Below are 21,330 nucleotides of genomic sequence, written 5' to 3'. Positions count from 1 at the left end.
TTAGTACTATGGACGATAAAAAAGATAATAGACATCTTTCCAAACCAGCTTATAGAGAGGAATGTACAGGAGACACGGAACGCAGCACTACAGCGTATATGGACATACGTGAGGATGTGATGAGTACCGGATCGATGTCTAAATTACCTCTAGAAACGAAGTTTGTAAAGATATCTAATAATATATCAGAAAAAGAAAATTTACCAAAAGAAAAAGAAATTGGCGGTGTTAAAGGTCTAGAACCGACAAGATACGGGGACTGGCAGCATAAAGGTAAAGTCACAGATTTCTAATGCCTTGCCTTCAACACACTAAAATTTTACCCTATAAACCGCAAGAATTGTTTGATTTGGTCTGGGATGTAAAATCTTATCCTAAATTCTTGCCTTGGTGTTCTGCTTCTAGAATTATTTCAGAAAATAATCAAGAGGTTATTGCTGAATTAGTAATTCAGTTAAAAGGCTTTTCAGAAAAATATAACTCACGAGTTACAAGCGAAATAACAGATGATGGAATATATTTGATTAATACGGTAGCTATTTCAGGACCTTTTGAATATTTAAAAAGTACTTGGCAATTTGTTCCATGCACGGCAGGAACTGCATTAAAATTCTTTATTGATTTTAAAATGAAATCCGTAATACTGGATAAATTAATCGACACTTATTTTACCAAAGCAACCAAAAAAATGATTATAGCTTTCGAAAGGAGAGCTAAAGAGGTTATTAAATAAATAAAGAGTAAGGTTATAGATCTATAACCTTACTCTTTAGAAAGTTTTGTATTTAGTTACTAGGCAATATCAGATATATATCCTCCATCTCCCTCATCTCCTAAGATTTGAGTGTGATTATCATTATTATAATCAAGGCTATAAAACTGCTCTTCTTGTTCTTCACTAGTGGAAGTATGATAATTAAATAATTCTTCATAAGCTTTATTTATTTCAGCATATTTCTGTATTTCTTTTGAAAGTTCTAATACTTTATTTTGCATAGCTTTTTCTGTACCATGCCATAACTTACTTGTCAAATTTGGCTTGTATGCTGCTAATTGCTTATTTTTGTAACTTTCTCTCTTTGCAACAGTTCCTAAACTTAAAGCTTTTTCAATATCTTCACTTGAATAGCCATTTTGTATTAGCTGCTGAATAATACAAGCATGTAAAGGAAGAATACTAGTATCTAGAACTAATTTATTTGTATATTGTCCTTTCACGCCAGGTATTGCCTGATATAAAGCACGATCTGTTGATTCTACTATTTCATAGCCACCATTATGTTTGTAACCAACGCCGTCTTCCGTTAAACTTAAGGTTGGTACGCGAGTTATTGCATTAGATATTATCTTAGCGTTTGTTCCTTCAATATATTTACCGGTAAATTTATCTATACCGTTTTTATCTATAGCAGTACCGTATACAAAACTTCCTAACCCCGAAGTAGCCAAATACGCTTCAACTTTAGTTGCTTCATGAGCTTGAGTAAAAAGCTTTATTTGTTCATTACTCTCCATAATGCCTTTTGCCCCATAACTAGTACCAAAAACACCCCATGTTATTAAAGGTATTTTGCTTAACCAACTACTAAATGAAAACAAACTACTTACTCCTACAAAAAAGCTTCCTGATGCTAATTTTGTATAAAAACTATAATCTGCTTTTGCTTTTTCTATTAAAGATAAGTACGTGATCGGTTTATTACTTCTGAATAAGTTTTGTATTAATAATGTCAACATAGTCTATCTCCTAATTTAATTCACCATATTTCATGGTTGTAAATGCACTATATGACAAAAGTAATCAAATATCAATCTTTTATTTAATAATAGCTTAATATTTGACTTGACATTTTTTAGAAAAAACCATATTTTATGGTAAAATTGATCAAAAAGAGGTAGATATGCCTACGTACAAAAATTCTAAACATATTAGCACTAAAAAGCTTGCTTATATAGGTTTAGACCTCGCATATAAAACAGATGATTTAAATATTTATAAGCTAAAAGCATCAAAGGTCAATGAACAATTAACAGATAGCGGCTGGGAAATACTGACTGCTTCATGTGATAATATCAACACTGCTAAATATGCTTATAAAGCCGTCGCATTTATAAATAAAGACACTAAAGAAGTTCATATTGCTAGTGCCGGCACAAAATTCAATATATATGATTTATTAGACGACTTGCTTATCGCACTGCACTACTTACCTACTAAACTAACTCCAATTCAGGATTTTGTTAATGAAATAATTAACAAATTAGGCGGCTTAAGTAAAGCCACAGAATATAGTTTTAATACTAGCGGTCATTCACTTGGAGCAATAATTGCAGATTTAACCTTAGTAGAAATACATTCTCGCAACCTACATTTTAATAAATCTACAACTTTTGACAGCCCTGGCTCAAAACCGATAATTGAAAGAGGCATAGAAAAAAATTTATTTACCGGAAAAGTAACAACTCCAATAAAAGAGCTAGCTACCCATTCTAAGATATATAATGCAAAACATAATCTTATTAATATTACTAATAAGCATTTTGGACAAACAACAATGGTACTTCCTGGTAAAAAAACAACACTATCACAATCAGAAGAATGGGCATCACATTTATATAATTTTGCCAAACAAAAAGTGACAAAATATCTAGGAATTAATGTAATAGTCGAAGGCTTTGAAGAAATCATAGCCGGAATCAGTAAACATGGACTTGTGAATTTTTCTGATTTGAAACAGAATATTACTTTAACCATAGATGATTGGGAAGCAGCAACACCAAAATATGCTAAAAATACTCTAAATTTAAAAAATAATTTATATAATCAAATAGTTGAAACTGAAACCGGAGCTAATTTAGTTGGGATGTATAATAATTTTCAAAGCTGCAGTCAAGAATATGCTCAGGAAGTCCAAACAACAGGAGATATAAGTAATTATCATCTATATCCTCTAATATGTTAAATAAAAAAATAAATTTATAGGCAGAAATCACCTTTCGCCTTTCATATTCATTATTTCTTATTTAGAGCAACTAAATAGATTTCCGTAGATTCACTGCGGCTGGATGAAGGTTTAAAATGTTTCACTGTTTTAAATTCACGCTTTACTTTATGTAATAATTCATTTTCTGCACCGCCACGAAAAATTTTAGCAATAAAATGACCGGAGGGTTTTAGTACTTTTAAAGCAAATTCAAAAGCTTGCTCACATAAAAGTAAGGTTCTTATATGGTCTGTAGCTTTATGACCTATGGTATTTGATGCCATATCACTCATTACTATATCAGCTCTACCGTCTAAAGCCTGAATAATTAATTCTTCCGTATCTGCTTCAAAAAAGTCCTTTTGAACAAATTCAACTCCAGCAACATGTTCAATTTCTAACACATCGATAGAGATTATTTTATTATTTAGGTTATTATCCGAAGCTTTAATCAGCTTAGAAGCTACTTGACTCCATCCCCCAGGAGCTGCTCCTAGATCAACAACTTTCATGTTAGGAGTAAAAAGTTTAAATTTTTCATGAATTTCAAGTAGTTTATATGCAGCTCGTGACCTAAAGCCGTCTATACGTGCTTTTGCAACATACGGATCGTTTAATTGGCGTCTAAGCCAATTACTAGAAGAGACGGTGCGTTTTTTAGAAGTCTTAACTCTAACGAATTTATTTCTATAACCGCTTAAATTATTTGTCATAAAATCTTTTATACTTATAAATAAATGAAGAATAAGTAGACGAAGTTTAATCTGGAAAAGAGCAAGGAATCCACAAGACGAGGCACGAAAGTCGTTAATAATACTTGAGTACCACAGTACTTATAGCCAATTTTCAAATTAAACGAGTATGCTCTTTTGCTATTTTATCTAATACAGAATTAACAAAACCAATTTCATGCTCATTTAACATATCATTTGCTATGTCCGTATATTCGTTGATTACTACTTTAGCAGGCGTAGTAGGGCAAAATAATAGCTCACATATACTAACACGCAATAAAGCTCGGAGTAAGATTGGCATATGTGCAGGATCTTTATCATTTGTTAAATGATTGTCGATAATTTCGTCTAGTTTATGAATATTTTCAAATACTAACTTTACCAGCATTTTAAAATGACTTATACTTAATGATATTTTTAAATTCTCAGGTAAATCTGTTATAGAATTATTATTTTGATAAAAAGAAAGTACATTTTGCATTATATCATCCATATCGTCGTTATTTTGCAATATGTTTTGATAAATAGCTTGCACTGCTGCAATACGTGCAATCGACTTTTTATTAATTTTATTTGAACTCATAGAGAAAAGAAATTTAAAATTTAATTTTCGTCAATGCGTAAGGTGATATGGCGTGATGTCATTCCCGTGAAAGCGGGAATCCAGTAATTCAAAAACATAAATACTATTAGTTTTTAAAACTAATACATTTGGATTACTTAATTTTTTTTCTGTGGATTCCCGCTTTCGCGGGAATGACATAGGAAACCAAATAGCAACGTCCACTCACAACGACGAAATGATATCTATAATCTTACAATGTATACCTTAAAATAATTTATTAGTAAACTTATAAAATTTTTATGCTCTCTATAATAGGATTTATTATAACAATTAGTATCTTGGTATTTATCCATGAATTCGGGCATTATTGTATTGCTAGATATTTTAATGTAAAAGTTGAGGAGTTCTCGATAGGTTTCGGTAAAGCACTAATAGGCATTACCGATAAAAAAGGAGTTAGGTGGAAGATTTGCCTTATACCGCTTGGCGGTTATGTCAAGATTTACGGCTATGATCGCAGCCTTATGGATAAGACTAAAGAAGTTAACGAAAAAGTAGCTTTTGATGCTAAATCTTGTTTAGAACGTTTTTTAATCGTTGCAGCAGGTCCGTTAATTAATTATTTACTTGCCATAATAATATTTGCAGGTTTTTATTGTTACTTTGGAAAAACAGAGATTCCTCCTATAATAGGTAATGTAGTAGCTTCATCACCGGCAGAGAGAGCAGACTTAAGAGCAGGAGATAAAATTGTTAAGGTTAACGATAAATCTGTTAAAGATTTCGGGGACGTGCAAAGAGAGATATTAATTAACGGTTTTAGCTCTTCTACTTTAACTATAGAAAGAAAAAGTGAAGAATTTATCGTTAATATAATGCCTCAAGAAATAATTATATCACCTCCCGAAGAAAAGCAAGTTAAGAAAACTCTTCGAATCGGTATTATAGCTAAAAATGAACCTATTCATACTAAAATAGGAATTTTAGGAGGATTATGGGAAGCTATTAATACTACTATAGATATGTCTGCTTTAACTCTAAACGCAATATCGCAAATGATTTTAGGAAAACGTTCATTCGATGAGCTAGGAGGGCCGATAGCTATTGCTAAAGAGTCAGGCAAATCTATAGCTGGTGGAACCCAAATGTATCTGTTATTTATAGCAATGCTTTCCATTAATTTAGGGTTACTTAACTTACTACCTATACCGGTGCTTGACGGCGGACATTTAGTATTTATATTATATGAAGCAATTACAGGTAAATTACCGCATCCTAAGACTAAAAATATTTTGTTACAATTAGGAGCAATAATCATAATTTTTCTTATTATAATTGCTGTTTCCAACGATATACAAAATTTGTTTTCCTAAATTATAGATTTGCTTGCTCTCGTTTATATTATCTACTATAGTGGAGTACATTAATTATGTTTGAATGCATTAGTTAGGAGAACTTTGTATTATTCTTAGCTAAAAGCGAAAATCCCGTTCTTTGTCATACCGCGACTTGAACGCGGTATCTAATTTATTATTTTTACCGTGGTCAAGCCACGGGTATGACATTGGGTTTAAACACAGAAATTTAAATTAAATCTTAAAGAAGGTTTTAGGTGACAATCAGATCAATTAGTAAGTTAACAATTTTATTATTAACGATTTTTTATTATCATATTTCATTAGCTGACTCTGTAATTCGTAAAATAACTATCGAAGGTAATCATAGGGTTGAGCGTTCTACTATTGAGAGCTATTTAAAGCTTAAGGTAGGAGAAACCTATAATAATTCTAAAGAAGATGAGGTAATAAAACGTTTATATGCCACCTCACTTTTTAGAAATATAAATATGCATATAACAAATGATGGTAATTTAATAGTTAACGTTACTGAAACGCCTTTTATAAGTAGTATAGTATTTAGCGGTAATTCTAAAATCAAAACTAATATTCTCGCTAAAGAAATTTACACAATGTCGGGTGAATCTCTTAGCCAAGCTAAAATTGAATTAGATGTAAAGAAAATATTAGAAATTTATAAACGTAGCGGACGTTTTGCTACTACGGTAACACCTAAAATCGAAAATTTAGAAAACAACAGAGTTAAGGTTATTTTTGATATAGCAGAAGGACCAAAAACCGGTATTAACTATATTTATTTTAGCGGTAATGAAAATTATAGTGATTCAGAACTTAAATCTATTGTTTTAACTAAAGAATCTCGTTGGTTTCGTTTTTTAGAAAGTAACGATACTTACGATCCTGATAGAATTGAGTATGATAAAGAATTACTGAGAGAGTTTTATCAATCTGTAGGTTTTGCAGATTTTAGAGTAATTTCGGCATTAGCAGAACTCAATAATACTAAAGAATATTTCACCCTTACCTATTCCATTGAAGAGGGAGAAAAATATAGCTTCGGTAATATTACAATAGACAATAAATTAACTAATATAGATATAACACCGCTTAATAAAATTGTTAATATTAAGCAAGGCAAGGTTTTCAATATGAAAAAGGTTAATGATATAGCTGAAAAAATTGGAGAATATTTTACAGCGAACGGTTACCCTGCGGTAAATGTTTATCCGGATATAATGAAAAATGCTAATCATACTGCAGATATTAAATTTATTATTGAAAAAGCTGATAAGGTTTATATTAATAAAATTAATATTATTAATAACCTTAAAACCGAAGACCCTGTTATAAGAAGAGAATTTAAAATAGAAGAAGGTGATATAATTAATCGTTCATATATTGAAAAAGGTGAGCGTAATATTAGAAATTTAGATTATTTTGAGAAAGTAGCAATTAGCTTAGCTCCGACTAAAGCTAAAGATAAATATGATGTTAACGTTGAAGTTGATGAAAAATCTACTTCCTCTATAGGTTTTGATTTAGGCTATAATACTGCCGGCGGTTTATTCGGACGTTTCTCTTTCTTAGAGCGTAATTTAGTCGGTACCGGGAAACTGCTTAATGCCGGTGTACAAGTAAGTAAAAACACTACAAGCTATTACGGTGGTATTACCGCACCGCACTTTTTAGATCGTGAGTTATCACTTGGCGTAAACATGTTTAGAAACTATACCGGACGCGGTGCTAGTGTATTAAATACAACTGATCAAAGCTATAAGTTACACTCTATAGGAGTCAAAACTTCTCTTGGTTATGAAATTAAAGAGGATTTAGGTCACGAAATAGATTATTTAATCAAACGTGATATTTTAAGTGCTCCAACTCCATCAAGCTCAATATTCTTAAAGGAGCAAATGGGAAGATTCATTACTTCTGCTATAGGACATACTATTACTTATGATCAAACCGATAATAAAATTGTTCCAAAGAACGGTTATTTAGTAAGCGGCACACAAGAATTTGCCGGCGTTGGAGGTGATAACAAATATATAAAGCATGAAGTTGACGGTAAATATTATAAATCTTTCATACATAACAAGCTTACTTTAAAATTATCTGCTTCCGGAGGCAATATTGCAGGGCTTGGAGGAAAAATTATTAGAATTTCCGATCGCTTTAATTTAGGTGATTATAGTTTAAGAGGCTTTGCAAGCGGTGGTGTAGGACCTCGTGAAAAGGTCACTAACGAAGGACTTGGTGGTGAGCGATATTACACATTTTCAACAGAGCTTAATTTCCCAACACCTATACCTGAGGAATTTAATTTAATCAGTACAGTCTTTATGGATTTAGGAAGCGTTTGGGGAGTAGGCTTAAATAAGAAACAATATCAAACTCCAAACGGTTTTTATAACGATAAATCTCTTAGAGCTTCCATTGGTTTCGGCTTTATTTGGGTAACACGTTTTGCACCAATCAGAATGGATTGGGGTTTCCCGGTTAAGAAGAAGAAATATGACGATACGCAGCATTTCCATTTAAGATTTTCGACGCATTTATAAAGATGTCTCATTTTCACCCCGTGGCTTGACCACGGGGTCCAATTAAGGATGCTAGTCTTTTAGCATTTTTAAATTTTTTATTGGATTGCCACGCTCCTTGTCAGTCGTCGCTTGCAATGACGAAACATGTCTCGTAGGAATCCATATCTCAGCATAATATAATCATATTGCAGCCGATGTAGCTCAGCTGGTAGAGCGGCGCATTCGTAATGTGTAGGTCTGGGGTTCAAATCCCCACATTGGCACCATCTTCTAAATAAAACTATAGCCCTATTTGTGATAGGCGTGGTAGAACCTGATATACTAATAATGTGTAGAAAAACGCATTCGTGTCATACCGTGGCTTGACCACGATATCCAAAAAAATAACTTAAAATACTAATCATTTATTATCACCCTCAATTCAAGTGGTTAAAAAGTACAGCATCTAAAGAACCTAAAACGGTTTTAAAAAATGCTTATAACATAAGTAATGATACTGAAAAACTTATTGCTGTTGATATAAAAAATGACCAGTTTGTAATATTTGATAATACAAGTGGTAATGTAGCTCATGTCAGGACATATCAAGAAATAGAGAGAGATGCTGTTTTAAAAAATAACCTAATCACAACAACAATATGCAAATAAGGTAATAAAAACTTTAATGAAACCTCGAAGCGGTATAAATTATTAGAATAACAAAATGAAATAAACAATGACAGATAAATTATGGTATGCAAAAATAAATGAAGAAGATGCATATATCAGAAAAACACGTCAAGAATATATAGATTTATATTTCTTTGATTCTGTAGAATTTAAAGCAGTAGAAGATATAACCTTAGAAAATTTAGGTGAATTTTTAGAAGTAATGTTAAAACATTATCAACAATATAATTTTCATTTAGGCGAATTATATGATACTGGAGAAATATTAGAAGAATATTTCGATTATGTTTTTATGGATGATGAAAAATATATACATTATCCTAAATATTCTAAAGAGGATAGACGTAATTTAGGTTGGTTATTGATAGTAACTTATATACAAATGTGTAATCCAAGACTATTTCCAGAAGATGTCCCGCATTTAATAGAATTTTTACACGCTAAAGATGGAGAAGTGACAAAGGCTCAAGAAAAGCTAAATACCTACCTTGCCCAATTTGATTTAATGAAAAGACAAGATGAAGATTACAGATGCTGGGAAGCAATCACGCAAGAACGTCAGCAAGCTATAGCAGAAAATAAACCTTTACCAATAAGACCTATGAGTATTGAACTATCAAAATGCTTGAAAGAGTGAAGTGGGAAACTTTTTTAAGACCATCATAGAGCTAGCGGGGAGTACAGCTGGCGAAGATGATAGCGATAGAGAAAGTAACGGAACTTGCAGTAAATGCTGTAAATAACAACGCACTATCTGGTTTAGGGCAGAAGATAGAGAATAAAATAGCGGGGAGCGTTACTCCAACTTTAAATTCTAATAACAGGATATTGCTAAGTGTTTACAGTCGTTTAGAGCAGAACGGTAACAAGAGAATATGACGCCATTCGTTATTCCCTGAGCCAAATAAATATAGGCCAGATTGCAGCAACTGCGGTAATGCACTTTATTAACCGCAAGGTCACCTGAGTATTTTAAACTGGATCTCGCTACAAATGAGCTAGGATGACAGGGTGGGATTAATCCATGCAACAACACCAATGCTACACGGAAATGACAATAAGGTCTTTTTAAGCATGGGGTAAAACAAAACTACCTTTTTTAGGTAATTCCATTATATTTTGTAAAGAATTATAAGTTGTTGCTAAAAAATAATATATACTTAGCTTTATATAAAAAGTGAAAGCCAATTGTCACCTTTTATATTCAACTTCTTAAGCCGAATAGCAGATTATGTAATAATTCGCTATTTGTGTTAATTAACTATTATCTTTTTTCTTGGAGGAATATAGATTGTTTCATCTTCAGCATGCGAAATCTTTTCTAAAAGTCCGATAAAACGGTCGTTATTAGGTACTAGCTTTACTATCGCCCACCCCTCTTCTATTGATTTCTTTATGCGTTCTATATCAGACTTATGCTCTGAAAAAGATATAACTTTTTGTGCTGGGTTTTGCATATTGATAAATCAATTATAGTTAATTAGCATTATAGTAAATATTTTTAATAAATCAATCACATATTTATTATTTGCTAAATATAAATAAAATGATTACCATATATTATGTCTTGTTTACTTATATCCTAATAAATAGTTTAATTAAAAATTAAAAGTCGTACGATGATTTTTTATTTTAAACATATATGTCACTTATTAACTTTATTTAATTTAAACTGTATAATTTAATTATGTCAAATGATAATTTACAACCGCCTGCTCTTTCTAAAAAGCAATTATTTGCTTTTTTTGGTATGGTTGTCGGCATGTTTATGTCGGTACTTGATGTTCAAATTGTCGCTAGCTCATTATCCGTAATAGCTGCCGGTCTTGCCGCTTCAAACGATGAACTTTCTTGGGTTCAAACATCGTACTTAATAGCTGAAGTTATCATTATTCCTATTACCGGCTTTTTAGCAAGGTTACTTACTACTAGAATTTCTTATTTTATTGCAGCTTTAGGGTTTACGGTTATGAGCGTATTATGTTCGCTTGCAACTAATATTGAATCCATGATTATCTTTAGAGCATTACAAGGCTTTTTTGGTGGTGCTATGATACCGACGGTCTTTAGTACCGTTTTTATACTTTTTCCTGCATCGCAACGTCCTATCGTTACTATCTTAATTGGACTTGTCGTAACTGTTGCCCCTACTTTAGGACCTACACTCGGTGGATATATTACGGAGATTTTATCATGGCATTTTATGTTTTTATTAAACGTCATACCCGGTATTTTCGTATGCACGGTAGTTTTTTTATATGGGGATTTTGATAAACCAAATTATAAATTACTGAAAAATTTTGATTTTCTCGGTATATTATTAATGGCTTTAACGCTTGGCTTATTACAGTATGTGTTAGAAGAAGGAAACAAAAAAGATTGGCTTGAGGATAATTTAATATTATTCTTAAGTATTACAGTAGTTTTAGGTTTTATTTTATTAATCATTAGAGAACTAACCTTTATTAATCCAATTTTAGACTTAAAAACATTTCTTTATAAAGACTTTACTTTTGGTTGCCTTTATTCGTTCGTTATGGGTATCGGATTATACGGGGCAGTATATATATTACCGCTATTTCTCTTTACTATTGCCGGATATGATACATTACAAATCGGGGCTACTATGATGGTGACGGGCGGAGCACAATTTTTATCTGCACCACTCGCCGGTAGAATGTTAGGGTTAGGGGTAGATTTACGCCTGATGCTTATTATAGGGCTTGGAGGGTTTGCTCTTGGATGTCATTTGAATAGTTTTCTAACGCCTGATTCTAAATTTGCTGCATTTGTGCTTCCTCAATTTGTTAGAGGGCTTTCATTAATGTTTTGTTTTATACCAACTAATAATATAGCTCTTGGCAATATGCCGAAAGAAAGAGTAGGTAACGCTAGCGGGCTTTATAATCTTACTCGTAATTTAGGAGGAGCGGTAGGGCTTGCAATAATCAGTACTATACTTACTAATGATACTAAAACCTTTATGCAATATTTATCGGAAAATATCTCGTCTACTTCTATAATGGCATTAGAACAACTAGATTCTTATACTGAATTATTAAGCGGAAAAGTTTTAAATCCCGAAAAAGCATCATATTTGTTATTAGCAAACAAATTAAATCATGATGCTTTTGTAATTGCAATAAATAATATATTTAATATGATAGGGCTGTTATTTGTATTTATAATGCTACTAATACCTTTTACTTCAAATATCAAATTAACCGAAAATGTTAATGCTCACTAAAATTAAATTTATATTATATTTTCCTTGGTTATTATTAGAAATATGGAAATCGACTTTCGCGGTTATTAAAATAATTTGGCAAAGAAAGATAGGAATAGAACCAGTTTTTGAATGGGTTGACGCAGAAGGGCTAGAAGAAATAGGCGAAATAATTTATGGTAATTCGATTACTCTAACTCCAGGTACAGTAACACTTGATATAAATAATAATATGTTATTAGTGCATGCACTCAATAAATCATCGATTACCGACCTACAAAGAGGTATAATGATTAAAAAAATTAAGCAGATATTAAAAACAACTTGAAGCAGAAAATGATATCAGATATAAATGCTCTAAAGTATAAAGCTCTAAAGTATAAAAAAGTTTTACTTAAAGTGTCAGGGGAAGCTTTAATGGGAGATAAGCAATTTGGGCATGAATATGACATAATAAAAAAGATTGCCATCGATATTAAAGAAGTTATCGCTTTAGGAGTAGAAGTTGCTATTGTAGTCGGCGGTGGAAATATTTACCGCGGGATTAATGCAGCACTTGTCGGTATGGACCGAGCTTCAGCGGATTATATAGGTATGCTTGCAACAGTGATTAATGCTTTAACTTTACAAAACGTTATGGAAAGCCTCAATATCTATACAAGAGTTCTATCGGCTATTCCTATGATGAGCGTGTGCGAACCTTATATTCGCCGCAAAGCTAAAAGACATATGGAAAAAAAGCGTGTAGTAATTTTTGCCGGCGGTACGGGTAACCCGTTTTGTACAACCGATAGTGCCGCAGTACTTCGTGCAATCGAAATGAATTGCGATATTTTATTAAAAGCAACTCAGGTTGACGGTGTATATGATTCCGACCCTAAAAAAAATCCGGATGCTAAAAAATATTTCACTATTAGCTATAAAGATGTTATAACTAATAACCTGCAAGTCATGGATACGGCAGCTATTGCAGTTGCAAGAGAAAATAAATTACCTATAAGGGTATTTTCGATAAAAGAACAGGGAAATTTTGCTAGAGTAATACAAGATAAAGGAGAATATACGGCAATTGAGGAATAATATGTAGTGTGAATTGTTGTATGATTTTTATATCATTCCCGCATAGGTGTTGTTGCGTAGAGACTAAATCGTCATTGCGAGCAGCCGTAGGCTGCGTTACAATCTAGAAAGAATAATAAAAAATTCTGTAGATCAGAATTTTTTACTAGATTGCTTCGTCAAAACTTATAGTTTTTCCTTGCAATGACGGAAAAACCAATCTACGCGGGAATTACATCGGGGCCATTGCCTAATACATATAACAATGTCTCAATTCGTGTACTAATAATATATGGATAAATAAAGATGGATAAAGAGCATTTAAAGAAAAACTTACAAGAAAAGATGGAGAAAGCTCTAAAAGTTTTAGATCATGAGCTTAAAGGGCTACGTACCAGTAGAGCTTCAGTGAATTTACTTGATAGCGTAACCGTGGAAGCTTACGGGAGTAAAATGCCGCTTTCACAAGTTGCTTCTCTATCCACCCCTGATGCACGAACAATTAACGTGCAGGTTTGGGATAAATCTATGGTATCATCGGTAGAGAAAGGAATTACGATAGCAAATCTTGGCTTAACTCCTGCAACGGACGGTCAATTAATCAGACTGCCGATACCGGCTTTAACTGAAGAAAGACGTACAGAACTGGTAAAACTTGCTCATAAATACGGTGAAGATACTAAAATTTCATTACGTAATATTAGAAGAGACGGCAATGAAGTACTTAAAAAGCTAGAAAAGGATAACGTTATCGCAAAAGATGAGCATCATAGCTTATCTGAACAAGTACAAAAGCTAACCGATGATTATAGTAGTAAAGTTGACTCGGTAATAAAACAAAAAGAACAAGAAATAATGACTGTTTGATTTTCTATGTCATTCCTACTTTAGATTTGTTGCGTGGATACTAAATCCTCATTGCGAGGATGCATTGTTGCGTGGACCGGTAAAATCCACTGTGTCACCCCGTGGCTTGACCACAGGGTCTATAAAAACAATAAAAAATACTAATAATTTTATTTTTAACTGGATCCCGCAATCAAGTCGCGGGATGACAGCAGTGGAATTGATCCACGCAACAATACCTTGCGAGGAGAAAAGCGACGTGGCAATCCAGAAAAATCGATCCATGCAACAATGCTAAGCGAGAATGACATAAATTGAATCTATACTGACAAAATAAAATGACAAAATTAGTTAGAGATTTAATTCCAGAAATTACCTTAAAATCAGGCAGGATACCAGTTACTCATATTGCTGAATCATGTGAGTATAAAGAATTATTAAAAAATAAACTACTAGAAGAAGTAGAGGAAATTTTACAAGATGAGTATATGGAGAAGTTGCCGATATATTAGAAATACTTGAAACAATCTGTAATATTAATGGCTATAAACTAAAAGATATATTAAAAATTAAAAAACAAAAAAAGAAAGTTAATGGTGGTTTTGATAATAAGATAATTTTAGAAAAAATAACTAATTAGCTTTTTTGCCTTAATAAAATAAAGGAGTCATGCAATAAAATCGGCTATAGAACCTTGTATCACAGGCTGTATCCAGGATCTAGCTCACAAGTCGTAGGACGACAGAAATACCATTACAAACAGGCAAGCCTTCACAGGAATAACATCAGACTATACCACTCAAAGTAATAAAACTATGATAACAAAAGAAGCAGCACAGAAAATAGCAAAATTAGCTAGATTAAAATTTGAAGAAGATACTGTAGAAAAATTTTTTACTCAGCTTAGTACTATTATGGATATGATCGATATTTTAAATGAAATAGATTGCAAAGATATAGAGCCTTTAACTTCGGTTTGTAATATGAATGCTAGAATGCGAGAGGACGCCGTTACAAGTTCTGATTTATCAAGTGAGTTATTTGATAATGTAAGTGGAAATAGTACTCAGCTGGCTAAAGAAGTAAAATATTTTATCACTCCAAAGGTTGTTGAATAATTATGACGGAACTAAACAAACTAACAGTAGCAGACAGTATAAAAGGTCTAAAAAATAAAGATTTTACAAGTGCGGAATTAATAGGTGCACATATTAAACAAATAGAGAAGCATAGAAACCTAAATGCTTATGTTACCGAAACTTTTGACTTAGCTTTAAAACAGGCTGAAGCAGCCGATCAAAATTATGCTCAAAATAACGCAAGAACCCTTGAGGGTATCCCGTTTGCCGCTAAAGATCTTTTCTGCACAAAAGGAATTAGAACTACGGCATGTTCTAATATACTGAAAAATTTTATACCTAATTATGAATCAAGTGTTACACAAAATATTTTTGATAAGGGCGGTGTGATGCTCGGCAAAACCAATATGGATGAGTTTGCTATGGGTTCCGCAAATATAACTAGTTGTTTTGGAAATGTAATTAGCCCTTGGAAAGCAAATGATGATAATGCTGATTTAGTTCCAGGCGGTTCTTCAGGCGGTTCAGCTGCAGCAGTTAGCGGATTTATGGCATCTGCTGCTCTTGGTAGCGATACGGGCGGCTCGGTACGTCAACCTGCAAGCTTTACGGGTTTAGTCGGTTTTAAACCGACATATGGTCGTTGCTCAAGATACGGAATGATATCGTTTGCTAGCTCCCTTGATCAAGCAGGAATATTTACTAGAAGCGTTTTAGACAGTAGCATTATGCTTGAAGCAATGATGGGGTTTGACGAAAAAGATTCTACTTCGATTAAAGCAGAAGTTCCAGAACTACAATCCGCTATCGGAAGTTCTATGAAAAATATGAAGATGGGCGTACCTCTTAGCCTTGGTGAGGGCAGTATTATTGAACCTGATATTATGAAAATGTGGCAGGATACCATAGAACTACTTAAAAACGCCGGTGCTGAAATAGTTGATATTACTTTGCCGCATGCTAAATACGGTGTTGCTGTTTATTACGTAATAGCACCGGCTGAAGCTTCTTCAAATTTATCTAGATATGACGGCGTTAGATACGGTCTTCGAGTAGAACGTGAAAATATGACGCTTGACGAAATGTATGAAATGACTAGATCAACCGGATTTGGCGAGGAAGTAAAACGTCGTATTATGATTGGAACATATGTGCTATCATCTAGTGGTATGGATGCATATTATCTAAAAGCTCAAAAAGTACGTCGTTTAGTTGCAAACGATTTTAATAATGCTTTTGCAAAAGTTGATGCCATTTTATTACCGACTTCCCCGACTGCAGCTTTTAAGATTGGTGAAAAACAAAATGATCCGACTATTATGTATTTAAACGATTTATTTACTATTCCTGCAAGTTTAGCCGGTTTACCTTGTGCATCGGTTCCTGCTGGATTATCGGCACGCGGTTTACCTCTTGGGATACAGATTATAGGTAAACAATTAGACGAATATACTGTTTTGAAAGTAGCATCGACAATTGAGTCAGGTGTAAAACATATTAAATTTGAACCAAAGGGTTTTTAATTATGGCATATATTGAAGGTAATACGGGGAAATGGGAATATGTAATAGGACTTGAAATCCATGCTCAAATTTCCTCAAAATCTAAGCTTTTTTCAGGAAGTAGTACTATTTTTGCAGCAAATCCAAATTCGCAGGTTTCCTATGTCGATGCAGCAATGCCCGGGATGTTACCGGTATTAAATAAGCATTGTGTACACCAAGCAATTAAAACAGGGCTTGGGCTTAAAGCTAAAATAAATAAATATTCGGTATTTGACCGTAAAAATTATTTTTATGCCGATCTGCCGCAAGGTTACCAAATTTCGCAATTTTACTATCCTATAGTACAAAACGGCACTATGGAAATACCAACTAGTACCGGCGATCTTAAAACTATTCGTATTAACCGTTTGCATTTAGAGCAAGATGCGGGTAAATCTATGCATGATCAATCACCACATTACAGCTTTATCGATTTGAATCGTGCCGGTATTGGACTTATGGAAATTGTGACCGAACCTGATATATCATCACCGGAAGAAGCAGCTGAATTTGTAAAAAAGCTAAGAAATTTGTTACGTTATATTGGCAGCTGTGACGGTGATATGGAAAAAGGCTCGATGCGTTGCGATGCTAATATTTCAGTAAGACGTAGCGGCGAACCGCTCGGCACAAGATGCGAAATTAAAAATATTAATTCAATTCGTAACATCATTAAAGCAATAGAATTTGAAGCTAAAAGACAAGTTGACTTGCTTGAAAGCGGTGAAGAAATAATTCAAGAAACACGCCTATTTAATGCCGATAGCGGCGAAACAAGAACTATGCGTTTAAAAGAAGAAGCACTTGATTATAGATATTTTCCTGATCCCGATTTATTACCGCTTGTTATTTCTGATGAGTTAATAAATGAGCTAAAAGCAAATTTACCTGAGCTACCTGATCAAAAGATTGAAAAATATACGAAGGAATTTAGCTTAAGTAAATATGATGCCGAAGTAATAGTAGCCGATGAATCGGTTGCTGAGTATTTTGAGAAAGCAGCAAATGAATGTAACCCTAAAATGCTTACTAATTGGCTAACTAGTGAATTATTTGGCCAATTAAATAAAGCATCGATAGGAATAAATGAATGCAAAATTACCCCTAGTAACTTTGCAAAACTGGTAAAATTAATAGAAAATGATACTATTTCCGGTAAAATTGCAAAAACCGTTTTTGAAATTATGTTTGAAACCGGTAAAGCACCTGATAAAATAATAGAAGAAAAAGGACTTGTACAAGTTTCGGATAATAACGTGCTAAACACGGTAATTGACGAGGTAATAGCTGAAAATCCTGAATCAGTAGAGGGTTATAGAAGTGGTAAGGATAAATTATTCGGTTTCTTTGTAGGGCAGGTAATGAAAAAAACCGACGGTAAGGCTAATCCGACGCTTGTGAATCAGCTTTTAAAGGAGAAATTGAGTTCTTGATGCTATTCCTTTGAAGATATTGCCCGAGTGGATAGATTTTCCTGTCATTGCGAGCAGCCATAGACCTTGTTGCATGGCGCGGTTTCATCGTCATTGCGAGCAAGCCGTAGGCTACATGGCAATCTCGCCAAATATCCTGAGATTGCTTCGTCAATTACTACGTAATTTTCCTCGCAATGACGATTTGATATCCGTACAACAAGGGCAATGCCTCGTAGGATGACACAGAACATACTCAAACTTAAAACATTATTTTTATGAAATTTCTGAAAATATTTTTACTATCTTGCTTACTAGTTTCTTGTGAAAAAAAAGAAACGGAAAAAACTTTAATAGTCGGTACTGCTGCAGATAATCCTCCTTATGAATTTATCCAAGACGGAGAGATTGTTGGGATTGATATTGATATTATCAAAGCAATAAGCGAACGTCTAAATAAAAAAGTTATCATAAAAAACTTCGACTTTAACGGTTTACTTGCAGCTTTGGTTAGTGAAAATATTGATGTTGCGGTGGCGGAGCTTTCCGTAACACCGGAGCGTGCTGAATATATCAGCTTTTCTGATAATTATGCTACTGCAAGATTTGCCATAATATATAGAACAGGTGATAATATACAAAACAGCAAAGATCTAGAAAATAAAATAGTAGGGGTACAGCTCGGTAGTGTTTTAGAAAAAAAGGCACACGATCTATCACAGACGATAAATATTAAAGTTCATTCTTTAGCAAATCATTTAATGTTGGTTGAAGAATTAAAAGCCAGAGTCATAGATGCTATTATTTCTGAGGAATTTCAAGGCAAAAAATTAAAAGAAAATAATTCAAATTTAGAAAGCAGTACTTTAGAAGAATTTTCATCCGATTTTGCTATAGGCATGTCTAAAAACTCAGGACTAATTAATGAAATTAATGAGGCAATCGATTCATTAAAAAAAGACGGAACCATTAACAAAATTATGAAAAAATGGCTGGGACAGTAACAGAAAGTCAATTTAAAGATGCTATGAGCCGATTCCCTAAGGGAGTGACTATTATAACAACAAATTGCAATAACGAACTTTTTGGCTTTACTGCTAGTTCTCTTACTTCCGTATCTTTAAAACCGCCGTTAATATTATTTTGCCTTAATAAAAACTCTTTTAGTATAAACAGTTTTCAAAAAAGTGATAAGTTTGCAATTAGTATTTTAGCAGAGAATCAAATTGATATCTCAAAACATTTTGCTAAATCACAATCTAATAAATTTACAAAAATTGATTATGAGCTTGGTAATAAAACTGCTTGCCCTTTAATAAACGGTGCAACTTATCATATAGAGTGTAATAAATATGCTTCTTACGATGCCGGTGATCATGTTATATTTATCGGTGAAGTAATAAATACCGCTATTAAAAATGATTTAAAGCCTCTATTATATTTTCATAAATCGTATACAAAGATTTAATTTTGGTTATTTTTTGCTGCAAATTATAAGATTTTTTGAAATATAAGTAACTATTCCAGCAAAAATCTTATTAATTTTCGCTAAAAAACACCTCAAAATAGCCAAGAAATATTCACAGAACCTAGTTTAATTTGAAAAATTGGCGTCGTATAATAAGATCTGCGGTTCAAACTATATTAAGTATACACTGCGATCCAAGGACTTTAGACGCCTTGCTCTTGTCCAAATTAAACTTCGTCTACTTACTGTTCACTTATTAGGAGTATACATTGCCAATATGTTAAATATCGGTCTTAGTGGTTCTACCGGTAAAATGGGAGAAACCATTCTAGAGAGAATAGATAAATTTAAAGATTGCAAAATTGCAGCAAAATTTAATAGTACTAATAATTTAGATGATTTAGATAATTTTTGTAAAAATTCTGATGTGATCATCGATTTTTCTACCCCTGAAATATTAGAAAAATTAATTAATTATGCATTAAAACATAATACAAAATTAGTAATCGGAACCACAGGTCTCCAACCTCAACATTTTAAGCTTTTAGAAAAAGCCGCTCAAACTTTACCTGTTTTATATTCTGCAAATATGAGTATAGGAGCTAATTTGCTTAGCTATCTAGCTAAAGAAGTAACAAAAATACTAGATGATTACGATGTTGAAATTCTAGAAACGCATCACCGTAATAAAAAAGATTCACCCTCAGGAACTGCTGTTATGCTTGCTGAAACAATTGCCAGCAAAAAAGGATTAAATATAACATTTAATCGTGGTAATAGACTAAGAAGCGAAAAAGAAATAGGTATTTCCTCGCTTCGTGGTGGAAATGTTCACGGTATACATGAAATATCTTTCCTAGGTGACGATGAAATAATCACCTTAAAACACGAAGCTCTGAATAAAAATTCTTTTTCTATTGGTGCAATTAAAGCCGCTATTTGGCTACAAGATAAACCTTCTGCTTTATATTCAATGCAAGATATTTATAAAATATAATTAATATAGCTTGAAAAAATACCTTTAAGAGGCTATATTTTATTATGTAAATAACATAATCCTAAGGTTACTTATGATCGATTATACAAAAACTTTAACTGCCGCCTCAAAAAATAAAACTTTTGACGAAGGCTTAAGACAATACATGCTTAAAGTATATAATTATATGGCTTTAGCACTTTTACTAACCGGTGTAGCAGCCGTAACGACTATATCAGTTGAGCCTATTTATAATTTAATGTTTCAAACAGGTTTCGGTACTATTATAATGTTTGCTCCGCTCGGTATTGCTTTATATTTCTTTATGGGCTTTGGACAAATGAACCTGCAAACGGCACAAATATTATTTTGGGTTTATGCCGGTTTAACCGGTATGTCGCTTGCATATTTAGCTCTTATTTATACCGGTGCATCAATAGCTCGTACTTTCTTTATTTGCTCTTCCGTTTTTGGAGCAATGAGTTTATACGGTTATAGTACAAGTAGAGATTTAACATCTATGGGTTCATTTTTTGCAATGGGTCTTATAGGTCTTATCATTGCTTCATTAGTCAACTTGTTTCTAAAAAGCTCGGCTCTTTCTTTTGCTACCTCTCTTATTGGAATAGTAATATTTATGGGATTAATTGCTTGGGATACTCAAAAGATTAAGTCTATGTATTACATGGCAGGAAACGATGAAGTAGGACAAAAGCTTTCTATTATGGCAGCCTTTACTTTATATTTAGATTTTATAAATCTTTTCCTATATTTAATGAGATTTTTAGGCAATAGAAGAGATTAATTGGTATCATTCTTGCAAAGTCATGATTTTATTTCATTGCTTCGGTTTTTTCATTGTTATAT

Annotated in this window: 23 protein-coding genes and 1 tRNA gene; 20 read left to right on the top strand and 4 right to left on the bottom strand. The window is 32.9% G+C overall.

The window, feature by feature from the left end; genetic code table 11:
* Positions 1-8 precede the first annotated feature (8 nt).
* The gene (locus BTU51_RS01210) at positions 9-293 is read left to right on the top strand and encodes a DUF1674 domain-containing protein (protein ID WP_012150425.1); all 285 of its coding nucleotides are present in this window, start codon (positions 9-11) and stop codon (positions 291-293) included.
* Complete coding sequence (locus tag BTU51_RS01205; RefSeq protein ID WP_012150424.1) at positions 293-733, top strand: type II toxin-antitoxin system RatA family toxin; 441 nt, start codon at positions 293-295, stop codon at positions 731-733. The genes BTU51_RS01210 and BTU51_RS01205 overlap by 1 nt, the downstream gene beginning before the upstream one ends.
* A gap of 59 nt (positions 734-792) precedes the next feature.
* Here BTU51_RS01205 and BTU51_RS01200 read toward each other — a convergent pair whose 3' ends face one another.
* Positions 793-1,737, bottom strand: coding sequence for a hypothetical protein (locus BTU51_RS01200; protein WP_012262235.1), 945 nt, complete (start codon positions 1,735-1,737; stop codon positions 793-795).
* A 164-nt stretch (positions 1,738-1,901) separates the two neighbouring features.
* Between BTU51_RS01200 and BTU51_RS01195 the strand changes: the two genes are divergently transcribed.
* Positions 1,902-2,963, top strand: a complete 1,062-nt coding sequence (locus BTU51_RS01195) for a hypothetical protein (RefSeq protein WP_012150422.1) — start codon at positions 1,902-1,904, stop codon at positions 2,961-2,963.
* 50 nt (positions 2,964-3,013) lie between these two features.
* On the opposite strand, the gene BTU51_RS01190 is transcribed toward BTU51_RS01195, so the two are convergent.
* Both BTU51_RS01190 and nusB read right to left on the bottom strand, forming a co-directional pair.
* On the bottom strand, positions 3,014-3,697 hold the full coding sequence (locus BTU51_RS01190; RefSeq protein WP_012150421.1) for an RlmE family RNA methyltransferase: 684 nt from the start codon (positions 3,695-3,697) through the stop codon (positions 3,014-3,016).
* A gap of 133 nt (positions 3,698-3,830) precedes the next feature.
* Positions 3,831-4,301, bottom strand: coding sequence for a transcription antitermination factor NusB (gene nusB / locus BTU51_RS01185; RefSeq protein ID WP_012150420.1), 471 nt, complete (start codon positions 4,299-4,301; stop codon positions 3,831-3,833).
* A gap of 281 nt (positions 4,302-4,582) precedes the next feature.
* Here nusB and rseP point away from each other — a divergent pair, with 281 nt between their 5' ends.
* From rseP to BTU51_RS01160, 5 genes are all read left to right on the top strand, one after another.
* A complete protein-coding gene (gene rseP, locus BTU51_RS01180) occupies positions 4,583-5,656 on the top strand; it encodes an RIP metalloprotease RseP (RefSeq protein ID WP_012150419.1) in 1,074 nt (357 codons plus the stop codon).
* A 239-nt stretch (positions 5,657-5,895) separates the two neighbouring features.
* Positions 5,896-8,202 (top strand): outer membrane protein assembly factor BamA, encoded by a 2,307-nt coding sequence (gene bamA, locus BTU51_RS01175; RefSeq protein WP_012150418.1) that lies wholly within the window; start codon positions 5,896-5,898, stop codon positions 8,200-8,202.
* Between the two features lie 172 nt (positions 8,203-8,374).
* Positions 8,375-8,450, top strand: a tRNA-Thr gene (locus BTU51_RS01170).
* Between the two features lie 449 nt (positions 8,451-8,899).
* Entirely contained in the window at positions 8,900-9,490 is a 591-nt protein-coding gene (locus tag BTU51_RS01165; RefSeq protein ID WP_012150417.1) for a hypothetical protein, read from the top strand.
* Between the two features lie 56 nt (positions 9,491-9,546).
* Positions 9,547-9,732, top strand: coding sequence for a hypothetical protein (locus BTU51_RS01160; protein ID WP_012262234.1), 186 nt, complete (start codon positions 9,547-9,549; stop codon positions 9,730-9,732).
* A 374-nt stretch (positions 9,733-10,106) separates the two neighbouring features.
* Here the strand turns inward: BTU51_RS01160 and BTU51_RS01155 are convergent, their stop codons facing one another.
* Complete coding sequence (locus tag BTU51_RS01155) at positions 10,107-10,310, bottom strand: DUF2674 domain-containing protein (protein WP_004996604.1); 204 nt, start codon at positions 10,308-10,310, stop codon at positions 10,107-10,109.
* A gap of 230 nt (positions 10,311-10,540) precedes the next feature.
* Here BTU51_RS01155 and BTU51_RS01150 point away from each other — a divergent pair, with 230 nt between their 5' ends.
* The 12 genes from BTU51_RS01150 to BTU51_RS01100 all read left to right on the top strand — a co-directional run bounded on the left by BTU51_RS01150 (position 10,541) and on the right by BTU51_RS01100 (position 21,268).
* Positions 10,541-12,100 carry a DHA2 family efflux MFS transporter permease subunit gene (locus BTU51_RS01150; protein WP_012150415.1) on the top strand — a complete coding sequence of 520 codons (1,560 nt, stop codon included), beginning with the start codon at positions 10,541-10,543 and terminating at the stop codon, positions 12,098-12,100.
* Positions 12,084-12,407: a monovalent cation/H+ antiporter subunit E gene (locus BTU51_RS01145; RefSeq protein WP_012150414.1), complete on the top strand. Its 324-nt coding sequence runs from the start codon at positions 12,084-12,086 to the stop codon at positions 12,405-12,407. The genes BTU51_RS01150 and BTU51_RS01145 overlap by 17 nt, the downstream gene beginning before the upstream one ends.
* An 8-nt stretch (positions 12,408-12,415) precedes the next feature.
* The gene (gene pyrH / locus BTU51_RS01140; RefSeq protein WP_012150413.1) at positions 12,416-13,159 is read left to right on the top strand and encodes a UMP kinase; all 744 of its coding nucleotides are present in this window, start codon (positions 12,416-12,418) and stop codon (positions 13,157-13,159) included.
* Positions 13,160-13,444: 285 nt separating this feature from the next.
* Positions 13,445-14,005: a ribosome recycling factor gene (gene frr, locus BTU51_RS01135; protein WP_012150412.1), complete on the top strand. Its 561-nt coding sequence runs from the start codon at positions 13,445-13,447 to the stop codon at positions 14,003-14,005.
* Between the two features lie 317 nt (positions 14,006-14,322).
* Positions 14,323-14,496 carry a nucleoside triphosphate pyrophosphohydrolase family protein gene (locus BTU51_RS08480; protein WP_012150411.1) on the top strand — a complete coding sequence of 58 codons (174 nt, stop codon included), beginning with the start codon at positions 14,323-14,325 and terminating at the stop codon, positions 14,494-14,496.
* 303 nt (positions 14,497-14,799) lie between these two features.
* Positions 14,800-15,102, top strand: coding sequence for an Asp-tRNA(Asn)/Glu-tRNA(Gln) amidotransferase subunit GatC (gene gatC, locus BTU51_RS01130; protein WP_012150410.1), 303 nt, complete (start codon positions 14,800-14,802; stop codon positions 15,100-15,102).
* A gap of 2 nt (positions 15,103-15,104) precedes the next feature.
* Positions 15,105-16,586 carry an Asp-tRNA(Asn)/Glu-tRNA(Gln) amidotransferase subunit GatA gene (gene gatA, locus BTU51_RS01125; protein WP_012150409.1) on the top strand — a complete coding sequence of 494 codons (1,482 nt, stop codon included), beginning with the start codon at positions 15,105-15,107 and terminating at the stop codon, positions 16,584-16,586.
* Positions 16,587-16,588: 2 nt separating this feature from the next.
* A complete protein-coding gene (gene gatB, locus BTU51_RS01120; protein WP_012262230.1) occupies positions 16,589-18,040 on the top strand; it encodes an Asp-tRNA(Asn)/Glu-tRNA(Gln) amidotransferase subunit GatB in 1,452 nt (483 codons plus the stop codon).
* Between the two features lie 257 nt (positions 18,041-18,297).
* On the top strand, positions 18,298-19,023 hold the full coding sequence (locus tag BTU51_RS01115; protein ID WP_010976861.1) for an ABC transporter substrate-binding protein: 726 nt from the start codon (positions 18,298-18,300) through the stop codon (positions 19,021-19,023).
* Positions 19,008-19,487 (top strand): flavin reductase family protein, encoded by a 480-nt coding sequence (locus tag BTU51_RS01110; protein ID WP_012150407.1) that lies wholly within the window; start codon positions 19,008-19,010, stop codon positions 19,485-19,487. Before BTU51_RS01115 ends, BTU51_RS01110 begins: the two co-directional genes overlap by 16 nt.
* A gap of 277 nt (positions 19,488-19,764) precedes the next feature.
* A complete protein-coding gene (gene dapB / locus BTU51_RS01105; protein WP_012150406.1) occupies positions 19,765-20,484 on the top strand; it encodes a 4-hydroxy-tetrahydrodipicolinate reductase in 720 nt (239 codons plus the stop codon).
* A 73-nt stretch (positions 20,485-20,557) separates the two neighbouring features.
* The gene (locus tag BTU51_RS01100) at positions 20,558-21,268 is read left to right on the top strand and encodes a Bax inhibitor-1/YccA family protein (protein ID WP_012150405.1); all 711 of its coding nucleotides are present in this window, start codon (positions 20,558-20,560) and stop codon (positions 21,266-21,268) included.
* The last annotated feature ends 62 nt before the right edge of the window (positions 21,269-21,330 follow it).

Origin of the sequence: Rickettsia rickettsii (genome assembly GCF_001951015.1) — a bacterium.
GTDB lineage: Bacteria > Pseudomonadota > Alphaproteobacteria > Rickettsiales > Rickettsiaceae > Rickettsia > Rickettsia rickettsii.
The sequence above is the reverse complement of the archived record's forward strand: the minus strand, read 5'-3'. Positions and strand labels throughout refer to the sequence as shown.